Consider the following 24,659-nt stretch of genomic DNA (forward strand, 5'->3'; position numbering starts at 1 on the left):
CAGGATAAGGAGAAAACGTCCATGTTGAATTTACAGGCAGTAAATCACTTTTACGGCAACCAGCATTCGCTGTGGAATGTCGATCTTGTACTACGCCCGGGAGAGTGCATTGGCGTACTGGGACGCGAGGGCATGGGAAAAACCACCCTGGTTAACTGCATTGCTGGCCACCTGCCGGTGGCCAGCGGCCGGATGACCTGGCATGACATTGGCGCCCCGCCGCAGGATCTCACCCCCCTGTCCGCTCAATCGCGCAGCGCCATTGGTATCGGCTACGTGCCACAAGATAAACGCATTTTTTCCCAACTCAGCGTGGAAGAGAACCTGCACATCGCCCTGGCGGCCGGGAAACCCGGGGCTAACGCCAGCGGCGGCGAGATTTATGAGCATTTTCCCGAGCTCTATGCCCTACGGCAGCGCAAAGGCGCCTCGCTGAGCGACGACGATCAGTACCAGCTGGCGCTGGCCAGGGCGCTGATCGTCCAGCCGCGGCTGCTGATCCTTGATGAACCCTCGCGCGGCAGAGGGCCGCGCTGCCTGCAAAAGCTGGCGGATCTGCTGTTGCGGTTAAATCGCGATATCGGCCTGACGGTGCTGCTCGCCGAGCAGCACCTGCCCTTTATCCGCCGGGTGGCGGATCGCTTCTGTGTCTTGCACCGGGGCCGTAACGTCGCCGAAGGCGATATTATGGCGCTGGATGAGCCGCTGCTGGCGCAGTGGATAACGCCGGATCCAGCGCCCTGAGGTCCAGATACTGGCCGAGATCGTCGCGCTGCGCGATGTCGGCAAGCCACGGTATTTCGCCGAGGAACGGCGCGGCCAGTCGGTTTTTCAGCGTCGCCAGATATTCGGCGTGGCGCTTGCCCGGCGGATGTACGTCATTGGCGATCCACCCCGCCAGCGGTAGTCCCGCCTGGCGTACCGCCTGAGCGGTAAGCATTGCGTGGTTGATACAGCCGAGCTTAACGCCCACCACCAGAATGACCGGCAGCTGTTCCGCCTGCGCCCAGTCGGCGAAGGTCAGGGAATCCGAGAGCGGCGTAAACCAGCCGCCGGCGCCTTCCACCAACACCCAGTCGGCGAGACCTTCCAGCTCACGCAGCCCGCTGGAGAGCCTGGCCGCGGCGATCGGCCGCCCTTCGTCGGCGCTGATGATGTGCGGAGAGGTCGGCTCGGCGAAGGTATAGGGGTTCACCTGGTCGTAACGCAACGCGACCCGACTATGACGCTGCAGCGCCAGCGCATCTTCATTACGCAGCCCATCGCCGGTAAGCTCGCTACCGGAGGCCACCGGCTTATAGCCGGCAGTGTGAAAACCCAGCAGATTAGCCGCCTGCAGCAGGGCGCTGCTGGCGATGGTTTTACCGACTTCAGTATCGGTCCCGGTGACAAAAAAACGTTTAGTCACGCTCAATGACTCCTGTAAAAAGAGAATACGTCAGCGGGCAGATGCCCTGCCGCTGCGGCCAGGCCAGCTGCAGCTCGCGCAGTTTGCCGCGGCCAAGCGGGGCGGCGGTCCGCCCCTGGTGCAAATGGGTGGCGCCGATGCCCTTCAGCGAGCGCATAGCGCTCAGCGCATCGGCGAACGGCAGGCTAATCTGATGAACCTCGCCGGTCGCGCGCAGGCCGCTAAGCGCCGCGCGCACCGCCGCTTCGCTAAGGAAACGGTTGGCATGCGGCCGGTCGTCGATGGCCTGCCACGCCTGATTGAGCTCCGGCAGCGAGTCGGCGAGCAGCGTGCTAAACGCCACTCTGCCGCCGGGACGCGCCACCCGGTACAGCTCGCCAATTGCCGCCCGTAGATCGTCGCACCACTGCACCGCCAGATTGCTCCACGCCAGATCGACGCAGGCGTCCGGCAGCGGCAGCGCCTCAATATCCCCCAGCAGATAATGCTGCGCGGCGTCGTTACGCTGCGCCTGGGCGAGCATCCCGGCGGAGAGATCCAGCGCGGTCACCACGCTGCCCGCCTCACGCCAATAGCGACTCATACTGCCGGGGCCGCAGCCGGCATCCAGCACCTGCGCAAAATCGCGGCGCGCCAGCTGGCGCAGCAGTAGATCGGCGCAGCGCCGCTGCAGTTCATCATGTTGCGTATAGCCGCTGGCCGCCCGGCCAAACGCCGCGGCCACCGCCTGCTTATTCACTGTGGCCATGCAGCACCTCCAGTAAACGGTTAATGTCTTCAGCATGATGGGCGGCTGTCAGGGTCAGGCGCAAACGCGCGCTGCCGACCGGCACCGTCGGCGGACGGATCGCCGTTGCCCAGCAGCCCGCGTCGCGTAGACGGCAGGCCAGGTTCAGCGCCCGGGCGTTGTCGCCAACGATCAGCGGCTGGATCGCGCTGACGGAGTCGGTCAACCCCAGCGACACCTCGCCCATCCCCTCACGGAACTGACGGATGCGGGCGGCCAGGATGTCGCGACGCTGCTGCCCTTCATCGCTGCGAATGATCCCCAGGGCAGCCCTCAGCGCCACCGCCTGGGCGGGCGGCATCGCGGTGCTGTAGATCAGATGACGGGCAAACTGCAGCAGATAATCGGCCATTGCTTCGTCGCACAGCACCGCCGCGCCGCTGACGCCGAAGGCCTTGCCGAAGGTAACCACCAGCAGCTCAGGGCGCACCGCCTGCGCGGCGCAGCTCCCGCGTCCTTCGTCGCCGACCACGCCAACACCGTGAGCGTCATCCACCAGCAACACTGCCCCTGCGGCCTGCGTCGCGGCGTGAATGGCCGCCAGCGGCGCGCTGTCGCCGTCCATGCTGAAAATGCCTTCAGTGACCGCCAACTGTTCGCCCGCCAGCGGCTTAGCCAGCAGTTGCGCGAGCTGCTGCGGATCGTTGTGGGTAAAGCGCCGCAGCTGCGCCGGGCTGAGGCTCGCCGCCTCCAGCAGAGAGGCGTGGCTCAGGCGGTCGGCGACAATCCGATCGTCTTTCTCCACCAGGGCGGCGATCAGTGCCTGATTCGCGGCAAAGCCGGAGATAAACAGCAATGCGCACGGATAGCCCAGCCAGTCGGCGAGCGCCTCTTCCAGCGCGCGGTGGGCTTCGCTATAGCCGCTCACGTGGCCAGAGCCGCCGGCGCCGACGCCATAGCGCGTGGCCCCCTGTTGCCAGGCGGCGATAATCGCCGGATGCTGACTCAGGCCCAGATAGTCATTGCTGGAGAAGTTAAGCCAGCGCTCCCCTTCCCGCTCCAGCCAGCGCCCGGCGCCGTGCGTCACCGGCAGGCGGCGGCGAAAAGCTTCCGCCGCCCGCCGCTCGTCCAGCGCCCGATCGATTCGCTGCTGCCAGCTCATAGCGCCGCCGCGTTGTAATATTCCTCAGTGTCCGGGGTGAGTAAGGCCTGCTCCAGACGTTGCTGCTGCTCATTGTCGCCTTCCAGCACCGCCGTCTGCTGCGGGTTGATCCCCAGCTTGCGGAACAGCTGCAGGTCTTTGTCCTCTTCCGGGTTCGGCGTGGTCAGCAGCTTGCAGCCGTAGAAAATCGAGTTCGCCCCGGCCATAAAGCACATCGCCTGGGTCTGCTCGTTCATCTGCTCGCGGCCGGCGGAGAGACGCACGTAGGAGGTGGGCATCATGATGCGCGCGATGGCGATAGTGCGGATGAAATCGAAAGCGTCGACGTCGTCGTTATCCGCCAGCGGCGTGCCCTTGACCTTCACCAACATGTTGATCGGCACGCTCTCCGGCGGCGTCGGCAGATTAGCCAGTTGCAGCAGCAGTCCGGCGCGATCTTTTACGCTCTCTCCCAGTCCGACGATGCCGCCGGAGCAGACTTTGATCCCAGCATCACGCACTTTGTCCAGCGTATCCAGGCGCTCCTGGTAGGTACGGGTGGTGATGATGTTGCCGTAAAATTCCGGCGAAGTATCAAGGTTGTGGTTGTAGTAATCGAGGCCCGCTTCGGCCAGGCGCTGTGCCTGACTGTCGGTCAGGGTGCCGAGCGTCATACAGGACTCCAGCCCCAGCGCCTTCACCCCTTTCACCATCTGCTCCAGGTAAGGCATATCGCGGTCATTGGGGTTTTTCCACGCCGCGCCCATGCAGAAGCGGGTGGAGCCGGCGTTTTTCGCCTGGCGCGCTGATTCCAGCACCTGCTCAACCTCCATCAGGCGCTCGGCTTCGAGGCCGGTTTTGTAGCGTGCGCTCTGCGGGCAATATTTACAATCTTCCGGGCAGGCGCCGGTTTTGATCGACAGCAGGGTGCTGACCTGCACCTGGCGCGGATCAAAGTGTTGACGATGGATTTGCTGCGCTTCGAATAGCAGATCGATCAGCGGTTTATTAAATAATTCCGTTACTTGCGACATTGTCCAGCGAGGTTGGTGAGCCATTTTCCTCTCCAAAAGGTCGTACACTTCCTATTTCACACAGCCTCTTTGTTGGCGGCACTCGCGCCTCCCAGTCACATAGTGAACTATGCTCCTGGGGATGTTCTCGCTTGCCGCCTCGATGCTGCGCGAAATATTTTGTGTACGTTTCATTGTAAGTAAGTTCAGTGTAGACTTGTAAACCTAAATGTTTTCAAAATGGTTTACAAGTCGCTTATGACACTGGACGATCTCACTTTCGATCGGCGCCACATCTGGCACCCCTACACCTCTATGACTTCCCCCCTGCCGGTCTACCCGGTGGTATCCGCCCACGGTTGCGAGCTGTCCCTCGCCGGCGGCGAACAGTTGGTTGACGGTATGTCTTCCTGGTGGGCGGCGATCCACGGCTACAATCACCCACGCCTCAATGCGGCGCTGAAGGGACAAATTGACCAAATGTCGCACGTGATGTTCGGCGGGATCACCCATCCGCCGGCAGTTGCGCTATGCCGTCAGCTGGTGGCGATGACCCCGGCCTCGCTGGAGTACGTTTTCCTCGCCGACTCCGGTTCAGTGGCGGTAGAGGTGGCGATGAAAATGGCGCTGCAGTACTGGCAGGCTAAAGGCGAACCACGTCGTCGTTTTCTGACCTTCCGCAACGGCTATCACGGGGATACCTTCGGAGCGATGTCGGTCTGCGATCCGCAGAACTCGATGCACAGCCTGTGGCAGGGCTACCTGCCGGATAACCTGTTCGCCCCCGCGCCGCAAAGCCGCTTTGACGGCGAGTGGGACGAGATGGATATGGTACCGTTTGCCCGCCTGATGGCCGCGCATCGTCACGAAATCGCCGCGGTGATCCTCGAACCTATCGTCCAGGGGGCGGGCGGCATGCGGATGTACCATCCGGAGTGGCTGAAGCGGGTGCGTAAAATGTGCGACCGGGAAGGGATACTGCTGATCGCCGATGAGATTGCCACCGGCTTTGGCCGCACCGGCAAGCTGTTCGCTTGTGAACACGCCGGGATTACCGCCGACATTCTGTGTCTGGGCAAAGCGCTGACCGGCGGCACCATGACCCTTTCCGCCGCCATCACCACCCGAACGGTTGCTGAAACCATTAGCAATGGCGAAGCCGGTTGCTTTATGCACGGCCCCACCTTTATGGGCAATCCGCTGGCCTGCGCGGTGGCCGGCGAAAGCCTGCGCCTGCTGGAGAGCGGCGAATGGCAGCCGCAGGTGGCGGCGATTGAAGCCCAGCTGCAGGCCGAGCTGGCCCCGGCGCGGGGATCCGCGCTGGTCGCAGACGTCCGCGTGCTGGGCGCTATTGGCGTGGTTGAAACCCGTCGCCCGGTCAACATGGCCGCCCTGCAGCGCTTTTTCGTCGAGCAGGGAGTCTGGATCCGTCCGTTTGGCCGGCTGATTTATCTGATGCCGCCGTACATCATCACGCCCGAGCAGCTGACCCGCCTGACCCGTGCGGTCAACCAGGCAGTGCAGGACGAAACATTTTTTAGCGAATAAATAGCGGAATTGCGTCGTCGGGAAGGCTACACTTCTTTGTTAATCAGCGCATTATCAATGAGGATGAAGCATGAAACTGATCAGTCACGATCTCCAGGACGGCGGTAAGCTGCCTAATCGTCACGTCTTCAACGGCATGGGCTACGATGGCGACAATATTTCGCCGCATCTGATGTGGGATGATGTGCCCGCGGGAACCAAAAGCTTTGTGGTGACCTGCTACGATCCGGATGCGCCGACCGGCTCCGGCTGGTGGCACTGGGTGGTCGCTAACCTGCCGGCCGATACCCGCGTCCTGCCGCAAGGGGCCGGTTCCGGTCAGGCGGAGCTGCCGGAAGAGGCCGTTCAGACCCGCACCGATTTTGGTAAGGCAGGCTACGGCGGCGCGGCGCCGCCGAAGGGCGAAACCCACCGCTATATCTTCACCGTCCACGCCCTGGACGTCGAGAAAATTGAGGTGGATGCTGAGGCCAGCGGCGCGATGGTCGGCTTTAACGTCCATTTCCATTCCCTCGCCAGCGCCTCCATCACCGCCCTGTTCAGTTAATCTTCCCCGGATAGCGGCTTGCGCCTTATCCGGGCTACCCGCGGCGCCATTTGTTTTCGGGTGGCGCTGCGCTTACCCGACCTACACTACCCCCAGGCCCATGCTAGCGCAGCGCCGCCGGGCGATTGCCGCGGGTACGGAGCCGCTTTTATGCCGGGCGGCGGCTGACGCCTTGCCCGGCCTACGGTGCTATTGCGCGGTTATTTTGCCGGGTGGCGGCTGACGCCTTACCCGGCCTACGGGGTCCAGACCCAGTATGTGAATCGCCGCCGAACATGGGGCCGCTGAAACTGCCGGGGCTGGCGGCCGCAACATCGCTGAGACGTTCCCGGAAGGCCGGGGCAGCCCGCATGAATGCGGGCTGAGGGCCGTGTTTTGCAAGGACGCTGCCTCGGCCCGACCCGAAGTCTGCAGGGATAAGTCGAAGGCACCACGCAGTGGCGATGTTGCTGGCCGAAGCCCGGGGGTACAGGGGGCGGCGGCGACTGGCCGCCCCCTGTGCGCTCCCTGCGCCATGAGTAACATAACGTAGAAGACATTTCGGGAGCGCAATGTGCTCGGAATTAATACAAAACAACTGTTTTTACCGGATTAAAACCGTTACAAGCCGATAGCAGTATCTACAATACCCCCAGGCCCGCGCAAGCGCAGCGCCGCCGGGCGATTGCCGCGGGCACGGAGCCGCTTTTATGCCGGGCGGCGGCTGACGCCTTGCCCGGCCTACGGTCCGTGCCATTTGTAGCCCCGGTAAGCGCAGCGCCACCGGGGAAATTGATCTTACTGTTCAGTGGCTACCTGCAGCGCCGTTTTACGCACCCGCGCATACCACACCACCGTCAGCAGCCCGAGCCAGACCAGGCCGGCGATCAGCGCCATCCGCGTTTCGGCAAACATCCCTAATACGGCGATGACCAGCCCCATAAACAGCAGCGTCAACAGCGGCGCAACCGGCCAGAACGGAATGGGAAAGGCGATCTGGCTGCGCTCTTCGGCAGACAAACCGCGGCGCATGGCAAAATGGGATAGCAGAATCATCAGCCACACCCATACCGTGGCGAATGCCGCCAGCGAAGCAATTAGCACAAATACCTGCTCGGGGATCAGGTAGTTCAATACCACCGCCGCCAGCAGCGCGCCGCCCATGACCACCACCGTCATCCATGGCACACCGTTGCTGGCGATGCGCTGGAAGCTTTTCGGCGCCAGCCCCTCTTTCGACATGCCGTACATCATGCGTCCGGCGCCAAAAATATCGCTGTTAATCGCCGAGATGCTGGCGCTGATCACGATGATGTTAAGGATGGTCGCCGCCGCCGGGATCCCCAGACCGTCGAAAATAAGCACAAACGGACTCCCCTGTTCGCCAAAGCTGTTCCACGGGAAGATCGCCATCAGTACCGCCAGGGTGCAGACGTAGAACAGGATAATGCGCAGCGGAATGGTATTGATGGCCTGCGGGATCACCTTCTTAGGATCCTTCGCTTCCGCGGCGGTGACGCCGATAATCTCCACCCCGCCGAAGGCGAACATCACGATGCCAAGCGAGGCGATAACGCCCTGCCAGCCGTTAGGGGCAAAGCCGCCGTGGCTCCAGAGGTTTTCCAGCCCGGTGGCCGGGAAGCTGTGGCCAAAGCCAAAGAAGATGATCCCCGCCCCCGCCAGCATCATGGCGATAATCGCCACCACCTTCACCAGAGACAGCCAGAACTCCATCTCGCCAAATACCCGCACGTTGCACAGGTTCATCGCGCCGATAAAGAAGATGATGCTGAGGATCCAGATCCAGCGCGGCACATCGGGGTACCACAATCCCATATAGATGCCGAAGGCGGTGACGTCGGCCAGGGCGACGATCACCATTTCAAAGGTGTAGGTCCAGCCGGTAATAAACCCGGCCAGCGGCCCGAGATACTGGCGGGCATAGCTGCCGAAGGAGCCGGAAACCGGGTTGCGCACCGCCATCTCGCCCAGCGCGCGCATGACGATAAACACCGCCGCGCCGCCAATCAGATAGGCCAGCAGCACCGCCGGGCCCGCCGCTTTGATGGCTGAGGCCGAGCCATAGAACAGCCCGGTGCCGATAGCGGAGCCGAGCGCAATAAACCGAATGTGTCGGGCATTGAGCCCGCGCAGCAGATGTGGCTTGTGTTGTTGTTGCATATACAGGTGTCCTGATTTTTTTATATGACGACAAATATGCGGTGTAGGGCGGTCGGGGGAATGACTTCCCCCGACGCGGGTACAGAGAACAACGGTGATTAATGCAGTACGGCAGGCAGCAGACGCGTCAGGTGACGGGCCGCCAGAAGCGCAATGGCGTTATCGATATCCGGGGCGAAGTAGCGATCCTGCGTATAGTGCGGCACGCGTTCGCGCAGCAAGTGACGCGCCTCTTCCAGCAGCGGACTGGTGGTCAGTCCTTCGCGCATATCCAGCCCCTGCGCCGCCGCCAGCCACTCAACGGCCAGCACCCCGCGGGTGTTCTCGGCCATCGCCCACAGGCGGCGACCGGCCGCCGGCGCCATCGAGACGTGGTCTTCCTGGTTGGCAGAGGTGGGCAGGCTGTCAACGCTATGCGGGTGCGACAGCGCTTTGTTTTCACTGGCTAACGCCGCCGCCGTGACCTGGGCAATCATAAACCCGGAGTTGACGCCGCCATTTTTGACGAGGAACGGCGGCAGCTGCGACATATGGCTGTCCATCATCAGCGCGATGCGGCGCTCGGAGAGCGAGCCGATTTCGGCGATCGCCAGCGCGATATTATCCGCGGCCATCGCCACCGGTTCGGCATGGAAGTTACCGCCGGAGATGACGTCATTTTCAGCGGCAAAGACCAGCGGGTTATCGGAGACCGCGTTGGCTTCAGCCAGCAGCACCTCAGCCGCCTGGCGGATCTGCGTCAGGCAGGCGCCCATCACCTGCGGCTGGCAGCGCAGGGAGTACGGGTCCTGCACCTTGCTGCAGTTATGGTGCGACTGCGAGATCGCGCTATCTTCGGTCAGCAGATGGCGATACAACGCCGCCGCATCAATCTGCCCGCGCTGGCCGCGCACTTCATGGATGCGCGCATCAAACGGACGACGTGAGCCCAGCGCCGCTTCGGTGGTTAACGCCCCGCAGACGACCGCGGAGGCGAACAGATCCTCGGCTTCGAACAGACCGCGCAGGGCAAAAGCGGTCGAGGCCTGGGTGCCGTTGAGTAGCGCCAGCCCCTCTTTCGCCGCCAGGGTAATCGGCTCCAGCCCCACCTGACGCAGCGCTTCGGTGGCCGGCAGCCAGTCGCCGCCGCGTACCCGCGCTTTACCTTCTCCGATCAGGGTCAGCGACATATGCGCCAGCGGCGCGAGGTCGCCGGAGGCGCCGACGGAGCCTTTGGCCGGGATCCACGGCGTCACACCGGCATTCACCAGGCCAATCAGCGCCTGGATCACGCTCAGGCGGATCCCGGAGAAACCGCGGGACAGGCTGTTAATCTTCAGCACCATAATCAGCCGCGCCAGATCATCGTCCAGCGGCTCGCCAACGCCCGCCGCGTGGGATAGCACCAGCGAACGCTGCAGGTTCTCCAGATCTTCCGTCGAGATACGGGTCTGCGCCAGCAGGCCAAAACCGGTGTTGATGCCGTAGGCGGTCCGCCCTTCGGCGAGGATGGCGTTAACGCAGGCCACGCTCTCATCAATGGCCGCAAACGCGCTGCTATCAAGGGTAATGTTCAGCGGGTGGCTGTAAACGTCGCGGAGCTGCGACAGGCTCAGTTGCCCCGGAATTAGCGTTAAAGATTTCATTTAGCGTTCCCCTGCGTTGCCGCAACCATCGGAAGATTCAGACCCTGTTCCGCCGCGCATTCAATGGCGATATCGTAACCCGCGTCGGCATGACGCATCACGCCGGTGGCCGGGTCGTTGTGCAGGACGCGGGCGATACGCGCCGCCGCTTCATCGGTACCATCGCAGACGATAACCATCCCGGAGTGTTGCGAGAAGCCCATGCCTACCCCGCCGCCGTGGTGCAGCGACACCCAGGTCGCGCCGCTGGCGGTATTGAGCAGGGCGTTGAGCAGCGGCCAGTCGGAGACCGCATCAGAACCATCGCGCATCGCTTCGGTTTCGCGGTTCGGGCTGGCGACGGAGCCGGAGTCAAGGTGATCCCGGCCAATGACGATCGGCGCGGAGACTTCGCCGCTGCGCACCATTTCGTTAAACGCCAGACCGAGCTTTTGCCGCCACTCCAGACCGACCCAGCAGATACGCGCCGGCAGTCCCTGGAAGCTGATGCGCTCGCGCGCCATATCCAGCCAGTGGTGCAGATGCTGATCATCTTTAATGATCTCTTTCACTTTCGCGTCGGTTTTGTAGATATCCTGCGGATCGCCGGACAGCGCTACCCAGCGGAACGGGCCGATACCGCGGCAGAACAGCGGGCGGATATAGGCCGGCACGAAGCCCGGGAAATCGAAGGCGTTGCTGACGCCCACTTCCTGCGCCATCTGGCGGATGTTGTTGCCGTAGTCGAAGGTTGGGACCCCCATCTCATGGAAGGCCAGCATCGCCTGCACGTGATCGGCCATCGAGCGTTTCGCCGCCAGAATAGTGCCCTGCGGGTCGGATTCGGCTTTCTGCTGATACTCTTCCCAGCTCCAGCCTTTCGGCAGATAGCCATGCAGCGGGTCGTGGGCGCTGGTCTGGTCGGTGACCATATCTGGGCGCACGCCGCGCTTCACCAGCTCCGGTACGATCTCCGCGGCGTTGCCGCACAGCGCGATAGAGATGGCCCGCCCTTCGGCGGTGTATTTTTTGATGCGCGCCAGGGCGTCATCCAGCGAGGTGGCTTGCTCATCCACGTAGCGGGTACGCAGACGGAAATCGATGCGGCTCTGCTGACATTCGATATTCAGCGAGCAGGCGCCGGCCAGCGTCGCGGCCAGCGGCTGCGCGCCGCCCATGCCGCCCAGACCGGCGGTTAATACCCAGCGGCCTTTCAGGCTGCCCTGGTAGTGCTGGCGACCGGCTTCGACGAAGGTTTCGTAGGTACCCTGCACGATGCCCTGGCTGCCGATGTAGATCCAGCTGCCGGCGGTCATCTGGCCGTACATCGCCAGCCCTTTGGCATCCAGCTCGTTAAAGTGTTCCCAGGTGGCCCAGTGCGGGACCAGGTTGGAGTTGGCGATCAGCACGCGCGGTGAGTTTTCATGGGTTTTGAATACACCCACCGGCTTCCCGGACTGCACCAGCAGGGTTTCATCGCTTTCCAGGTTCTTCAGCGCCTTCACGATAGCGTCATAGCATTCCCAGTTGCGCGCTGCGCGACCAATACCGCCATAGACCACCAGCTCGTGCGGGTTTTCGGCGACATCGGGATCAAGGTTATTCATTAACATACGCAGCGGGGCTTCGGTCAGCCAGCTCTTCGCGGTCAGCGTCGTGCCTCTTGGCGCACGGACGTCCAGCTGGCGATATTTGCTTTGCGACATCGGGGTTTCTCCTGACAATGAACGTTGTTTACGTAGATACATATACTTGTCTATACAAGCATGCGCAAGCCAGGATTTAACAGAAATGATACAATTTTGTTATATTGCGTCAGCAATCACGTTTTGCTGACGCCAGCGTGGATCAGGAGCCAAAGCGCCCCTGCAGACGATATCGGCTACCGGGGAACAGCAGGCGCGCGTGGGAGACGATGTGGGTTGTCGACCAGGTGCGGCGACGGATCAGCAGGCACGGATCGTGGGCGTGAATATGCAGCAGCGCGCACTCTTCCGCCGTGGCCTGCACCGCTTCAACAATGTGTTCACCTTCAGTTAACGGCGCGATCAGCGACAAGTAATCATGGGGCGTGGTGGCGGTGTAGTCCTGATGCAGATAGTCCGGGACCACTGCGGCATTGACGCAGCGATCTTCGATTTGCACCGGCACCTCGTTTTCGTAATGCACCATCAGCGAGTGAAAAATGCGGGTGCCTTCCGGGACGCTGAGCGCCGTCGCCTGAATATGATCCGCCCGGGTCTCCTCAAGCAGGAGTACCTCACAGCGGTGCTGATGGTGACGGGCGACAATTTCTGCGGCAATACTGCGCACCTCGAACAGCGCCGACTGCCCTTTCGGCTCGGCGACAAAGGTTCCCACCCCTTGCAACCTGACCAGCAGGCCTTCGTCCGTCAGCTCGCGCAGCGCGCGATTGATGGTCATTCGGCTGAAGCCGAACTGGGCCACCAGCTCAGCTTCCGACGGGATACGGTCATGCGGTCGCCAGACGCCGCTGTGGATCTTTTCGCTGATCGCCTGCTTCACCTTTTCATAGAAAGGCGCGGGCGCGGAACGAGGTTGTTGTGCAAACATGGCCTGGCTTTCCTTATGCGTAATAAGCGGAGCGGCGAAACGAAAATAATAGCGCGGATCGCTAGCGCCACCAATGGGCGATTTGCCATGCCACACGGGCCGCCGTGCGAGCGCCCTGACCGTCAATGTCAAACAGCGGGTTAAACTCCACCAGATCCACCGCCTGCAGCTTACCGCTGCGGCACAGCGGTTCAACGATGCGCAGCAGCGTGGCCAGCGGCACGCCCAGCGCCGCCGGGGCCGACACCGCCGGTATTTCTCGCGCCGGCAGCACGTCGAGATCGATAGTCAGATACAGGCGGTCGAATTGCGCGATATTGCGCTCAAGCTCCGGCAACACGCGAGTTTCGAAGGCTGTCAGCACCTCCAGATCTTCAACGATAGCCACCTGGCGGAGCGCCGCTTCATCCCATAGCGCCTGGGTGTTCGCCGCCCGGCTAACCCCGATGCAGGTATAGTGAAAACCGCGCTGCTGCGCGTCACACTCCAGCGCCAACTGGCGGAACGGCGTCCCGGAGCTGGCGCAGTCGGCAAAGCGCAGATCCAGATGCGCATCGAGATTAATAATGCCCACTTTTTCGCCCGGGAAGGCGTCCAGTACCCCAGCGCCGTGGCCGAAGGCCGTCTCGTGGCCGCCGCCCAGCACCAGCGTGCGTTTACCCGCCCGCTGACAGTCGGCCACCGCCTCGCGCAGCGCCTGATGCGCGACTTCTAACTGCTCGCCGTCGACGCTGATGGTGCCCATATCCACGCAGCGGTCATGACCCTGATGGCTGGCCATATTGGCCAACGCCCGGCGCAGGGTCGCCGGGCCGTCCGCTGCCCCGGTACGCCCCTTGTTACGCCGGACCCCTTCGTCACAGGCGAAGCCGAGCAGCGCGATATCGCCGGGCATCTCCTGCGGCGCGAAGCGTTCCGCGCGGGCGATGGTCTGGAACAGGCGCAGCGCATTGGGCGCTTCCGCGCTGTCGTCGCGTCCCTGCCAGAGACTGGCTGGCGTAGCTTGCCACAGCATCATTGCAATTCTCCTTGAACAACGCGATGCCAGAGCGGACTGCGCCCCGGCTCATACACCATCTCGACGGGATGCTCAGCATCCCAGATGGCGAAGTTAGCGACAAAGCCCGGCGCCAGCTGGCCGTGGCTGGCCTGGCGCCCCAGCGCCCGCGCGGCATGGCGCGTCACGCCGGCCCACGCCTCCTCCGGCGTCAGGCCAAACTTGACGCAGGCCATGTTCATCGCCAGATGCAGGCTGGCGAAGGGGCTGGTGCCGGGGTTGAAATCGGTCGCCACCGCCATCGGCACCTGGTACTTGCGCAGCAGCTCGACCGGCGGTTTACGGGTTTCATTAAGGAAGTAGAACGCGCCGGGGAGCAGGGCTGCCACGGTGCCGCTTTCGCGCATCGCCGCCACGCCCTCTTCCGTCAGATACTCGATATGGTCGGCGGAAAGCCCATGATAGCGGCTCACCAGCTGCGCGCCGCCCAGCGACGAGAGCTGCTCAACGTGGCCTTTTACCGGAATGCCCAGCGCCTGCGCCGCCTGAAAGACGCGCTCAGTTTGCTGCGGGCTGAAGCCGACGTTTTCGCAGAAGACGTCAACGCTTTCAAACAGTCCCTCCTGCCACAGCGTCGGCAAAATGGTCTCGCAGACCAGCGTAATATAGCCGTCAGCATCGCCTTGATATTCCGGCGGCGTGGCGTGGGCGGAGAGCAGCGTCGCCGACAGTTCCACGCCATTATGATCGGCCAGTTGTCGGGCGACCCGCAGCATTTTGCGTTCGTTTGGCAGGTCGAGGCCGTAGCCGGATTTGATCTCCAGGGTGGTCACCCCTTCACGCAGCAGGCGTTCCAGACGCGGCTGGGCCAGCGCCAGTAGTTCAGCTTCGCTGCTGTCGCGCGTGGCGCGCACGGTGGAGTTAATGCCGCCGCCGCTGGCGCTGATGGTTTGATACGACACGCCGTTCAGCCGCTGCTCCCACTCCTGGGCCCGGCTGCCGCCGAAGACGAGATGGGTGTGGCAGTCGATTAATCCCGGCGTTACCAACCGGCCTTCAAGATCGATACTGCGCCCGCTGGGGACGTCATCTTCGGCGACAATCGCCGCGATGCGGCCGTCGTGCACCAGCAGCGCATGGCGCTCCAGCAGGCCGTAAGGTTGAGCGTGATCGGGGTTCAGGGTGGCGAGACGCCCGTTTCGCCAGATAACGAGTTCGGAAGTGGCTTCAGTCATAGCGCTTAACTTGTCATGGGTTGTATAGACATTTATTTTCATAACGCCAGTAAAGTCAACAATAGCGCAGGGAAATGTTATTTTTTTGTGACTAAAGACCATCCGGCAGGGCTGCGCGTTGCGTAAAGACGGTAAGTTTTTCCGTCCACGTCTTCCCGTTTCGTTCAAGTTAGTATAAAACAGCAGGTTTTAAAGGACTTATACCCTGGCGTCTCAGCCGGGGTATTTCACTACGCTTAATTTTGCCCGGAGCAACATGAACACATATTCCGTTTCCCGTCTGGCGCTGGCGCTGGCCTTCGGCGTGACGCTGTCCGCCTGTAGCTCGACGCCTGCCGATCAACAGCCCTCAACGCAGACTGCACCGGGCACTACCGCGCGTCCCATACTCAACGCCGAAGAAGCGAAAAACTTCACGCCGGCGGCCTATTTCCAGTCGCTGGCTCCCAACGCCGCCGCCTGGACGCCGTATGCTATCAGCCTGCCGGCGCAGCCTGACTTTATCGTCGGCCCTGCGGGAACCCAGGGCGTAACCCATACCACCATTCAGGCGGCGGTGGATGCGGCAATTGCCCGTCACTCTAACCGTCGTCTGTATATCGCGATTATGCCGGGCGAGTACCCGGGAACCGTCTACGTTCCGGCGGCGCCGGGCGCCCTGACCCTGTATGGTACTGGCGATAAGCCAATCGACGTGAAAATCAGCGAAGCCATTGATTCCGAGATGGATCGCAACACCTGGCGTCGTCTGGTCAATCCAGGCGGTAAATATATGCCGGGTAAACCGGCGTGGTATATGTTCGACAGTTGCCAAAGCAAATCCGCGGCGACCGTCGGCGTAATGTGTTCCGCAGTCTTCTGGTCACAGAATAATGGTCTGCAGCTGCAGAACCTGACCATCGCCAACAACCTCGGCGACAGCGTTGACGCCGGTACCCACCAGGCGGTGGCATTGCGCAGCGATGGCGACCAGGTGCAGATCAATAAGGTCAATATTCTTGGCCGTCAGAACACCTTCTTCGTGACCAACAGCGGCGTGCAAAACCGTCTGCAGGACAACCGTCAGACCCGCACCCTGGTGACCAACAGCTACATTGAAGGCGATGTGGATATCGTTTCCGGCCGCGGCGCGGTGGTGTTTGATAACACCGATTTCCGCGTGGTGAACTCCCGTACCCAGAAAGAGGCCTACGTCTTCGCGCCGGCTACTCTGAAGAGCGTGACCTACGGCTTCCTGGCGACCAACAGCCGCTTCACCGCCTCCGGGGATAACGTCGCGCAGCTCGGCCGCGCGCTGGACGTCGATGGCAACAGCAACGGCCAGGTGGTGATCCGCGACAGCGCTATCAATGAAGGCTTTAATATTGCCCAGCCGTGGGCGGCGGCGGTAGGCTCCGGCCGCCCGTTCAGCGGCAACACCGGCAGCGCCGATGACAAAGGCAATCTGCAGCGCAACCTCAACGACAACGGCTTCAACCGCATGTGGGAGTACAATAACCGCGGCGTGGGAAGCACCGTGGTCGCCGAGCCGAAACAGTAAAGCGCAACAAGCGTGAACCATAATAAAAGAGAGGGCGATGCCCTCTCTCAAACTGCTGACAATGTGCAATCTTCAGGAATTGCCCGGCGGCGCTGCGCTTGCGCGGCCCTACAGATAACTGCATAACGGTTTGATATTGAAGTCTTTCGTAGGCCGGGTAAGGCGAAAGTCGCCACCCGGCAGAAATGCGAGCACAATGACGAAACAGGTTTGTCGTCAGCCAGAGAGGGGGCGATGCCCCCTCTTTTCTTTTTCGTTCAGCGCTTCACGCCGTCAGGCGGAACGCCATTTGCGGGTCAGCGGTTTTTCCAGTTCCACGATCAGGAACATGGCGAAGCCGATGATAAAGGTGATCACCCAGTAGCGGAACGGCAGCCCGGTGGTGCCGAACAGCATCTGCATAAAAGGCGCGTAGATAATCAGCAGCTGCAGCACCAGCAGTACGCCGCTGACGATCCAGATCCCTTTGTTGGCCAGCAGACCTTTGGTTAACGAGAATCCATCCGATACGCGGCAGTTCAGCATATAGAACCACTGGGCGGTGACCAGAGTCTGCAACAGCACGGTACGGATAAACTCCGGCGAATAGCCGCGCGGCTGCAGCCAGGCTTCGAGAATAAATGCGCTGACCGCAATCATTGACCCCACAAACGCTACGCGCCAGATGGCAAAGCCGTCCATCACGTGAATTTTCGGATCGCGCGGCGGCCGCCGCATAATATTTTTCTCACCTGCTTCAAACGCCAGGCCAAACGACAGCGTGGCGGAGGTGGCCATGTTCATCCACAGGATCAACACCGGCGTGAGCGGCAGTACGTTGCCCGCCAGCAGCGCGATCACGATCAGTAACCCCTGGGCAAGGTTGGTCGGCATGACGAAGAGAATGGTTTTCTTCAGGTTGTCATACACCCGGCGCCCCTCGCGGACTGCGCTGGCGATGGTGGCGAAGTTATCATCGGTCAGCACCATATCGGCGGCCTCCTTGGTCACCTCGGTCCCCTTGATCCCCATCGCCACGCCGACGTCAGCCTGCTTCAACGCCGGGGCATCGTTCACCCCATCGCCGGTCATTCCGACAATTTCTTTCTTACTCTGCAGAGCCTGCACCAGGCGGAACTTATCTTCCGGGCTGGTGCGGGCGAAGATATCAAACTGCTGCGCGGCTACGCTCAGCTGCGCGTCGTCCATCACCTCCAGCTCGCGTCCGGTAATGGCATTTCCCGCATTGCCAATCCCCAGCATCTTGCCGATGCTCATCGCCGTTTGCGGGTGGTCGCCGGTGATCATCTTCACGCGGATCCCGGCCTGCAGGCAGTCGGCAATCGCCGTGATGGCCTCCGGACGCGGCGGATCCATCATCCCGGCGACCCCTAGCAAAATCACCCCTTGCTGCAGATCCTGATGGGTCAGTTCGGTCTGGCCTGCGGCAGCCGGCTTCCAGGCTGCGGCCACCATCCGTAGCCCTTCCCGGGCGTACTCTTCAATTTTGCCTTCCCAGTACGGGAGATCCAGCGGCTGCAATCCGCTGTCGCTCTGCTGATACTGGCACAGGCGGAACAGGACATCCGGCGCGCCAGTGACCAGCACTACCTCCTCTTCACCCAGCCGGTAGAGGGTCGACATGTATTTATATTGCGAATCAAAAGGAATTTTACTGCGCAGTTCGCTGGTCAGCGGCGGCAGAGTGACCTTCGCCGCCAGCACCTTCAGCGCCCCCTCGGTCGGGCCGCCGGTGATTTTCCACAGCCCGCTCTCCTCTTTGATAAGCTGGCTGTCGTTACACAGATCGATGGTGCGCAGATAGCGCTCGAACAGCGAGCCGGGCGCGATCGTGACCGGCGTCGGATCGTCAATGGCGTGGATCTTACCGACCGGCTCATAGCTATCCCCTTCCACCCGATAGACGCTGTCGGCAGTGATCACCGCCTTCACCGTCATTTCGTTCATGGTCAGGGTCCCGGTTTTATCCGAGCAGATAACCGTCATCGCGCCGAGGGTTTCCACCGTCGGCAGCTTGCGGATAATCGCTTTCTGACGGGCCATCGCCTGTACGCCGAGCGACAGAATAATCGAGATAATCGCCGGCAACCCTTCCGGGACCGATGCCACCGCGAGGCTAATCAACGACAGCATCAGTTCGGAGACCGGCATATCGCGGAACAGCAGGCTAAAGACGAACAGCGCCGCCATCATCACCAGAATAAGGATAAAGATGGCTTTGCCCAGCTTGTCCATTTGCACCAGCAGCGGCGTGCGGTGTTTCTCAATGCCCGCCATCATTTGGTTGATATGGCCCAGCTCGGTATCGCCGCCGGTGGCCACCACGATCCCTTTTCCCGCCCCTGAGCTAACGGTGGTCCCGGAAAACAACAGGTTGCTGCGATCGCCGAGCGGTAAATCGCCGCTTAGCGGCTCGGTGGTTTTTTCCACCACCGTCGACTCGCCGGTGAGGATCGCCTCTTCCACCCGCAGGTTGTGCGCCTCAATCACCCGTAGATCGGCGGGGATACGGTCGCCGGCGCGGATCACCACGATATCGCCAGGTACCAGCGAGGTGGTGGGGATGGTTTCATGGTTGCCCTGACGGATCGCCACCGCCTCGCTGGACAGCATATTGCGGATACTCTGCAGCGATTTTTCCGCATTACTCTCCTGAATGAAGCCGATCAGCGCATTGACCACCGCCACGGCGAGGATCACCGCCATGTCGATCCAATGGCCCATCACCGCCTTGAGCAACGCTGCCGCCAGCAGGACGTAGATCAGCACATCGTTAAAATGCGCAATAAAACGCAGCCAGGCGGGTTTACCCGGCTTCTGCGGCAGGGCGTTTTCGCCATACTGCTGCAGGCGCGTAGCCGCCTCTGTTCCGCTAATCCCTTCCGGCGAACTCTGCACGCTGGCGAGAGTCTCCTCGACGGAGCGCTGATAATAGGGCGCCCCCGGTTTATCTGTATTCATACTCTTTCCCTCGATTTCTGAAGCGGAAGTCAGGGCGACATCCCGCCATCATCAGCGCACAACGAACACTGGTACATGGGCATAGCGCACGATATTGGCCGCTTCCGAGCCCAGCAGATGAGTCTGGATCCCCGGATTGCGCGAACCGACAATCACCACATCCGCTTTCAGCTCATCGGCCAGGGCAATCACTTGATCGCGAACATTGCCACTGCGCACATAAAGATGGCTGGCGTCTTCCGCAAGCCCATTTTTCTTCACCAGCTCGCTCAGCTTTTCCTTAGCGGTATTAAGCAAATGGTCTTCCATCTTTCGGGCATCAGAGATAAATCCGCGGGTTAATACAGGAGAAAAGGCCGGAATAACATGGATAAGATGAATTTGCCCGGCAGAATGTTGGGCGAGGAATTTCGCATGAGAGAGCGCTTTGTCGGCCAGGCCCGCATCAAACACGTCAACGGGAACAACGATATTTTTATACATGAGATAATCCTTTTATTACCAATACAATGCGTAGTGATGAATAGCCCCTTACTTGGGGAGGAACGAAATCTCAACAACAGAAGCGGCGAGCGGAATAGATGTTATTAAACGTAGCACAGGAAAATTAACATTAGAAAATGGCGGATTAATAGACTGAAAAATATTATAAAAACCGCATATTCCCTGCGGATCTCCTGCGCTTTCCCCTCAATGCCGCCAACGCTCGCGGCATTCTCTTTTTTAACACTTCATATTTTCTCCGACTATGCTGATTACAAGCAGGCATGCCGCTCCGAATGTCCGGTGGTCACAGTGGGGGCCGAATTCAATGACATTCACGGTTCGGATGGGAGTAAAGGGAGGAAATTATGTTGGGTTATAGCCTGTTACGCCTGGGTTTGTTTGTCGCGCTGGCCATTGTCGCCTGCACAGCGGTGGGGCTCTTCACTTATCTGGTCGTCGCCGCTCTCGCAGAATAAGCAGGCGCCATGTAATAAAAATGTAAAATAAATCCTGAATCTGAGGGGAATATTGTGAACCGTTATTTTTCTCTCATCCCGGTTGTTATTATATTTACAACCGCTTGCGATCAGAAAGCACCCACCGTCGAGTCCGCCCCGCGCATGGTTAAAGTGGCGCAGGTGACCGCCGTGGGCAATACCCAGCAGCGAACGTTTCCGGCACGCATTGAGTCTGGCGATTCCACCGAACTGTCGTTTAAGCGGGGTGGCCAGGTGGAGTCGCTAGATATTCGTCAGGGGGCAAGCGTCGCCCAAGGGCAAACGCTGGCGCGCCTGAATGCCCGCGAGGCCCAGCAACGGGTCAATGAGCGGCAAACGGCGGCCACTCTCGCCCAGCGTCAGTTCGACCGCTTCCAGACTCTGGCCGGGCGCCAGGCGATTTCACAGGCGGAGATGGACGTGCAGCGCGCCAATCGCGATGCCGCCAATGCGGCCTTAAAAATCGCTCGCGAAGAGCTGGCGCAAATGAGCCTCATCGCGCCCTTTAGCGGGATTGCCGCCGGCGTGCATATCCGCAACCATCAGGTGGTCGCCGCCGGCCAACCGGTGATCACCCTGACGCGGACCGACCTGCTGGATGTGGTCTTCAGCATTCCCGAAAATCTGTTCACCTCCCTGGATATCCGCAATACCGCCTACCGTCCCGTCGTCAGGATCAATACCCTGCCGGGCCGCGAGTTTACCGCGGAATACAAAGAGCATACCGGCAGCAGCGACAATAGCACCCTCACCTGGCAGATCGTGTTAACCATGCCGCGGCCAGATGATTTTCCCGCCGTCGGCGGGGTCAGCGGCACCGTGACGGTCAATCTCGGCAATTTACCGGCCAGCGCCGGGCGGGAAACCCTCATTGTGCCAGCGGAGGCGGTGTTTAACCCCGATAACCGGCCAAAGAACGAGCCGGTAGTCTGGGTGGTGAAAGGCGATAACGCGCATCGATATCTTGAGGAGCGTAAGGTCACCGTCGGCGAGGTGACTTCGCAGGGAGTGGCGATCACCGACGGTCTCCGCGCGGGTGAACAGGTGGTTGCGGCGGGCGTGAGCGAGCTGCATGCCGGGCAGCCGGTGCGGGTCTGGACGCGTGAACGAGGATTATAAATGGATATTTCCCGTCAGTTTATTAACAACCCGACCCGCGTCTGGTTAGCCATTTTGCTGTTAGGGGTGGGTGGCCTGTTCGCCCTGCTCAATATCGGCCGCCTGGAAGATCCCGCCTTCACCATCAAAACGGCGGTGATCGTCACCCACTACCCTGGCGCGTCTGCTCAGCAGGTGGAAGAGGAGGTTACCCTGCCGCTGGAAAACGCGATTCAGCAGCTTCCCTCGCTGGATAACGTCAGCTCCATCTCCTCGAATGGCTTATCGCAAATTACGGTGAATATTGCTTCGCAGTACCATTCCAGCGAGCTGCCGCAAATCTGGGATGAGCTACGTCGCCGGGTCGGTGACGCCAGCCGCCTTTTCCCCCCTGGCGTAGTCCCCCCTTTCGTCAACGATGACTTTGGCGATGTGTTTGGCTTTTTCTTCGCTATCTCGGGCGACAGTTTTACCAACCCGGAGCTGGTGCGCTATGCCGAACAGTTGCGCCGGGAGCTGGTGCTGGTGCCGGGGGTCGGTAAAGTCGCTATCGGCGGCGTCATTCCGCAGCAGATCAATGTGGATATCTCGCTGGCGAAGATGGCGGCGCGCGGGATCACCCTCAACCAGCTCGCCGCAATCCTGGCCCGACTCAACGTGGTGTCCAGCGCCGGGGAGATCCGCGTTGGCAGCGAATCGATCCGCCTCCACCCCACCGGTGAGTTTCAGAGCATCGATGAGCTGGGAGATCTACTGGTCAGCCCTCACGGCGCCAGCGCCACCACCCGACTGCGGGATATTGCTACGCTGTCGCGCGGGCTAACCGACTCGCCGGCCAGTATCTATCATGCCAACGGGCGCCAGGCGGTGACCATGGGAGTTTCTTTTATCCCTGGCGTCAACGTTATTGACGTCGGCCACGCTCTCGAGGCCCGCCTCCAGCAGATGGCCGCCGACAAACCGGCGGGCATCAACATCGCTATTTTTTACGATCAGGCAGCTGAGGTCGCCCACTCGGTCAATGGCTTTATTACCAATTTTCTGATGGCCCTGGCGATTGTCGTCGGCGTGCTGCTGGTATTTATGGGGGTGCGCAGCGGGATTATTATTGCTCTGTCGCTGGCGCTCAACGTTCTCGGCACCCTGCTTATCATGTATATCTGGGGGATCGAACTACAACGGATCTCTCTCGGAGCGCTAATCATCGCCCTGAGTATGTTGGTGGACAATGCCATTGTGATTGTCGAAGGGGTGCTCATCGCCCGTCAGCAAGGCTCTCCGCTGCTGGGCGCGATTAACTATGTGATCCGTCGCTCTGCCCTGCCGCTGCTTGGCGCGACGATCATCGCCATCCTCGCCTTCGCGCCGATTGGCCTTTCCCAGGACTCTACCGGGGAGTATTGCAAATCGCTGTTCCAGGTGCTGCTGATCTCCCTGATGCTGAGCTGGTTTTCCGCTCTGACCATCACCCCGGTGCTTATTAAGTGGTGGCTGTTTAAAAACGCCCCGTCGGCCGCCGCCGCGGAGGAAAAGGCCGATCCTTACCGCGGCAGCTTTTACCGTGGCTATCAGCAGGCGCTGCGAATACTGCTGCAGCAAAAGACCCTGACCCTGGTGCTGATGGGTGCGCTGTTAGCCGGAGCGATCTGGGGCTTTACCTTTGTTCGGCAGAATTTTTTTCCGTCATCGAATACGCCTATATTCTTTGTCGACCTGTGGCTACCCTACGGTACCGATATAAACGCCACGGAGAAGATGACCCGGGATATCGAGCGGTCGATAGCCGGTCAGCCGGGGGTGGCCACCACCGTCTCCACCATCGGCCAGGGCAGTATGCGTTTCATTCTCACCTACAGCGGGCAGCGCCAGTACAGCAACTACGCGCAGATTATGGTGCGGATGGATGATCCACGCGGCATCGCCCCTGTCACCCGCCACGTGGAGGACTGGATTGCCAGAAACTACCCGCAGGTTAACGCCAGCACCAAACGCATTATGTTCGGGCCCTCCGGGGATAGCGCGATTGAGGTGCGCATTAAGGGCCCAGACCCGGATACGCTGCGCGCGCTGGCGAGTCAGGTAGGCGATATCCTCGCCGCAGACCCGGCGACCGACAGCGTGCGTAATGACTGGCAGAACCGCAGCAAAGTGATCCGCCCGCAGTATTCCCCGGCGCTGGGACGCGAGCTGGGGGTGGATAAACAGGATATTGATAACGCGCTGGAGATGAATTTCTCCGGGAGTCGCGCCGGGTTATATCGTGAAGGGGCCGATCTGCTGCCAGTGATCGTCCGGCCGCCGGAAGCAGAACGTCAGGATGCCAACCATCTGAATAATGTGCTGGTCTGGAGCCAGAGTCGCCAGCAATATATCCCGCTGAGTAACGTCATCAATGGTTTCGCCCTGGAGTGGGAAGATCCGTTGATCCTCCGCCGGGATCGTACCCGGGTGCTGACGGTCCAGACCGACCCCAGCCCGCTAAGCGGCCAAACCTCGGGTGATATTCTCGCGCGGGTGAAACCGCGCATTGACGCACTGCCGCTGCCCCACGGCTACCGTATCGAATGGGGCGGCGATGCCGAGAACTCCAGTGAGGCGCAGCAGGGACTGTTTACAACCCTGCCGCTTGGCTATCTGGTGATGTTTATCATAACGGTGCTGATGTTCAGTTCGCTGAAAAACGCCGTCGCCATCTGGCTGACCGTTCCGCTGGCGCTGATCGGGGTCACACCCGGCTTTCTGCTTACCGGCATCCCCTTCGGCTTTATGGCCTTAATCGGCTTGCTCAGCCTGAGCGGTATGCTGATCCGTAACGGCATTGTGCTGGTAGAAGAGATAGAGCAACAAAAACAGGAGAAAGATCAACGACAAGCTATTATTGATGCGGCAACCTCTCGTCTGCGGCCGATCCTGCTGACCGCCTTCACCACCGTACTTGGCCTGGCCCCGCTGCTGCGCGATGTCTTTTTCCAGAGTATGGCGGTGGTGATCATGTTCGGCCTCGCCTTTGCCACCGTGCTGACGCTGCTGGTTCTGCCGGTGATTTACGCCTGCTTTCACCATAAGGATATGACGCCTCAACGATGAACAGTACCGGTCTGAGCATTATCAAGACATTAGGCT

General features: G+C 60.8%; 18 protein-coding genes. 6 read left to right on the forward strand and 12 right to left on the reverse strand.

What is annotated here, in order from left to right; all coding sequences use genetic code 11:
* Positions 1-21 precede the first annotated feature (21 nt).
* Positions 22-744 carry an ATP-binding cassette domain-containing protein gene (locus tag IB144_RS18190; protein ID WP_004152853.1) on the forward strand — a complete coding sequence of 241 codons (723 nt, stop codon included), beginning with the start codon at positions 22-24 and terminating at the stop codon, positions 742-744.
* On the opposite strand, the gene bioD is transcribed toward IB144_RS18190, so the two are convergent.
* The 4 genes from bioD to bioB are packed head-to-tail and all read right to left on the reverse strand — an operon-like array spanning position 686 to position 4,334.
* Entirely contained in the window at positions 686-1,408 is a 723-nt protein-coding gene (gene bioD, locus IB144_RS18195; RefSeq protein ID WP_040216955.1) for a dethiobiotin synthase, read from the reverse strand. The two genes, IB144_RS18190 and bioD, sit on opposite strands and share 59 nt — an antisense overlap.
* On the reverse strand, positions 1,401-2,156 hold the full coding sequence (gene bioC / locus IB144_RS18200; RefSeq protein WP_004142100.1) for a malonyl-ACP O-methyltransferase BioC: 756 nt from the start codon (positions 2,154-2,156) through the stop codon (positions 1,401-1,403). The genes bioD and bioC overlap by 8 nt, the downstream gene beginning before the upstream one ends.
* On the reverse strand, positions 2,140-3,297 hold the full coding sequence (gene bioF, locus IB144_RS18205) for an 8-amino-7-oxononanoate synthase (RefSeq protein WP_040216957.1): 1,158 nt from the start codon (positions 3,295-3,297) through the stop codon (positions 2,140-2,142). Before bioF ends, bioC begins: the two co-directional genes overlap by 17 nt.
* Positions 3,294-4,334 (reverse strand): biotin synthase BioB, encoded by a 1,041-nt coding sequence (bioB, locus tag IB144_RS18210; RefSeq protein WP_002895580.1) that lies wholly within the window; start codon positions 4,332-4,334, stop codon positions 3,294-3,296. Before bioB ends, bioF begins: the two co-directional genes overlap by 4 nt.
* A 213-nt stretch (positions 4,335-4,547) precedes the next feature.
* On the opposite strand from bioB, the gene bioA reads away from it, so the two are divergent.
* The gene (gene bioA, locus IB144_RS18215) at positions 4,548-5,837 is read left to right on the forward strand and encodes an adenosylmethionine--8-amino-7-oxononanoate transaminase (RefSeq protein WP_149358932.1); all 1,290 of its coding nucleotides are present in this window, start codon (positions 4,548-4,550) and stop codon (positions 5,835-5,837) included.
* Between the two features lie 70 nt (positions 5,838-5,907).
* Entirely contained in the window at positions 5,908-6,384 is a 477-nt protein-coding gene (locus IB144_RS18220) for a kinase inhibitor (RefSeq protein ID WP_002895575.1), read from the forward strand.
* Positions 6,385-7,161: 777 nt separating this feature from the next.
* On the opposite strand, the gene IB144_RS18225 is transcribed toward IB144_RS18220, so the two are convergent.
* From IB144_RS18225 to hutI, 6 genes are all read right to left on the reverse strand, one after another.
* Positions 7,162-8,544, reverse strand: a complete 1,383-nt coding sequence (locus IB144_RS18225) for an amino acid permease (RefSeq protein ID WP_004147672.1) — start codon at positions 8,542-8,544, stop codon at positions 7,162-7,164.
* Positions 8,545-8,642: 98 nt separating this feature from the next.
* Complete coding sequence (gene hutH / locus IB144_RS18230; RefSeq protein ID WP_040216961.1) at positions 8,643-10,169, reverse strand: histidine ammonia-lyase; 1,527 nt, start codon at positions 10,167-10,169, stop codon at positions 8,643-8,645.
* A complete protein-coding gene (gene hutU / locus IB144_RS18235) occupies positions 10,166-11,854 on the reverse strand; it encodes a urocanate hydratase (RefSeq protein WP_004179087.1) in 1,689 nt (562 codons plus the stop codon). Before hutU ends, hutH begins: the two co-directional genes overlap by 4 nt.
* A gap of 142 nt (positions 11,855-11,996) precedes the next feature.
* Complete coding sequence (locus tag IB144_RS18240; RefSeq protein ID WP_002895358.1) at positions 11,997-12,722, reverse strand: histidine utilization repressor; 726 nt, start codon at positions 12,720-12,722, stop codon at positions 11,997-11,999.
* A 61-nt stretch (positions 12,723-12,783) separates the two neighbouring features.
* Positions 12,784-13,740 carry a formimidoylglutamase gene (gene hutG, locus IB144_RS18245; protein ID WP_065888899.1) on the reverse strand — a complete coding sequence of 319 codons (957 nt, stop codon included), beginning with the start codon at positions 13,738-13,740 and terminating at the stop codon, positions 12,784-12,786.
* A complete protein-coding gene (gene hutI, locus IB144_RS18250; RefSeq protein WP_074440800.1) occupies positions 13,737-15,056 on the reverse strand; it encodes an imidazolonepropionase in 1,320 nt (439 codons plus the stop codon). Before hutI ends, hutG begins: the two co-directional genes overlap by 4 nt.
* A 154-nt stretch (positions 15,057-15,210) precedes the next feature.
* Here hutI and IB144_RS18255 point away from each other — a divergent pair, with 154 nt between their 5' ends.
* Positions 15,211-16,494 carry a putative acyl-CoA thioester hydrolase gene (locus IB144_RS18255; protein WP_040216967.1) on the forward strand — a complete coding sequence of 428 codons (1,284 nt, stop codon included), beginning with the start codon at positions 15,211-15,213 and terminating at the stop codon, positions 16,492-16,494.
* 273 nt (positions 16,495-16,767) lie between these two features.
* Here IB144_RS18255 and IB144_RS18260 read toward each other — a convergent pair whose 3' ends face one another.
* Both IB144_RS18260 and IB144_RS18265 read right to left on the reverse strand, forming a co-directional pair.
* The gene (locus IB144_RS18260) at positions 16,768-19,455 is read right to left on the reverse strand and encodes a cation-transporting P-type ATPase (protein WP_019705953.1); all 2,688 of its coding nucleotides are present in this window, start codon (positions 19,453-19,455) and stop codon (positions 16,768-16,770) included.
* Positions 19,456-19,506: 51 nt separating this feature from the next.
* A complete protein-coding gene (locus tag IB144_RS18265; RefSeq protein ID WP_004183465.1) occupies positions 19,507-19,938 on the reverse strand; it encodes a universal stress protein in 432 nt (143 codons plus the stop codon).
* 533 nt (positions 19,939-20,471) lie between these two features.
* On the opposite strand from IB144_RS18265, the gene IB144_RS18270 reads away from it, so the two are divergent.
* Both IB144_RS18270 and IB144_RS18275 read left to right on the forward strand, forming a co-directional pair.
* Positions 20,472-21,557 (forward strand): efflux RND transporter periplasmic adaptor subunit, encoded by a 1,086-nt coding sequence (locus IB144_RS18270; RefSeq protein WP_004147662.1) that lies wholly within the window; start codon positions 20,472-20,474, stop codon positions 21,555-21,557.
* Positions 21,558-24,623, forward strand: a complete 3,066-nt coding sequence (locus IB144_RS18275; protein WP_117057028.1) for an efflux RND transporter permease subunit — start codon at positions 21,558-21,560, stop codon at positions 24,621-24,623.
* Positions 24,624-24,659: the final 36 nt, after the last annotated feature.

Source organism: Klebsiella sp. K4 (assembly GCF_014596785.2).
GTDB classification, from domain to species: Bacteria; Pseudomonadota; Gammaproteobacteria; order Enterobacterales; family Enterobacteriaceae; genus Klebsiella; species Klebsiella pneumoniae.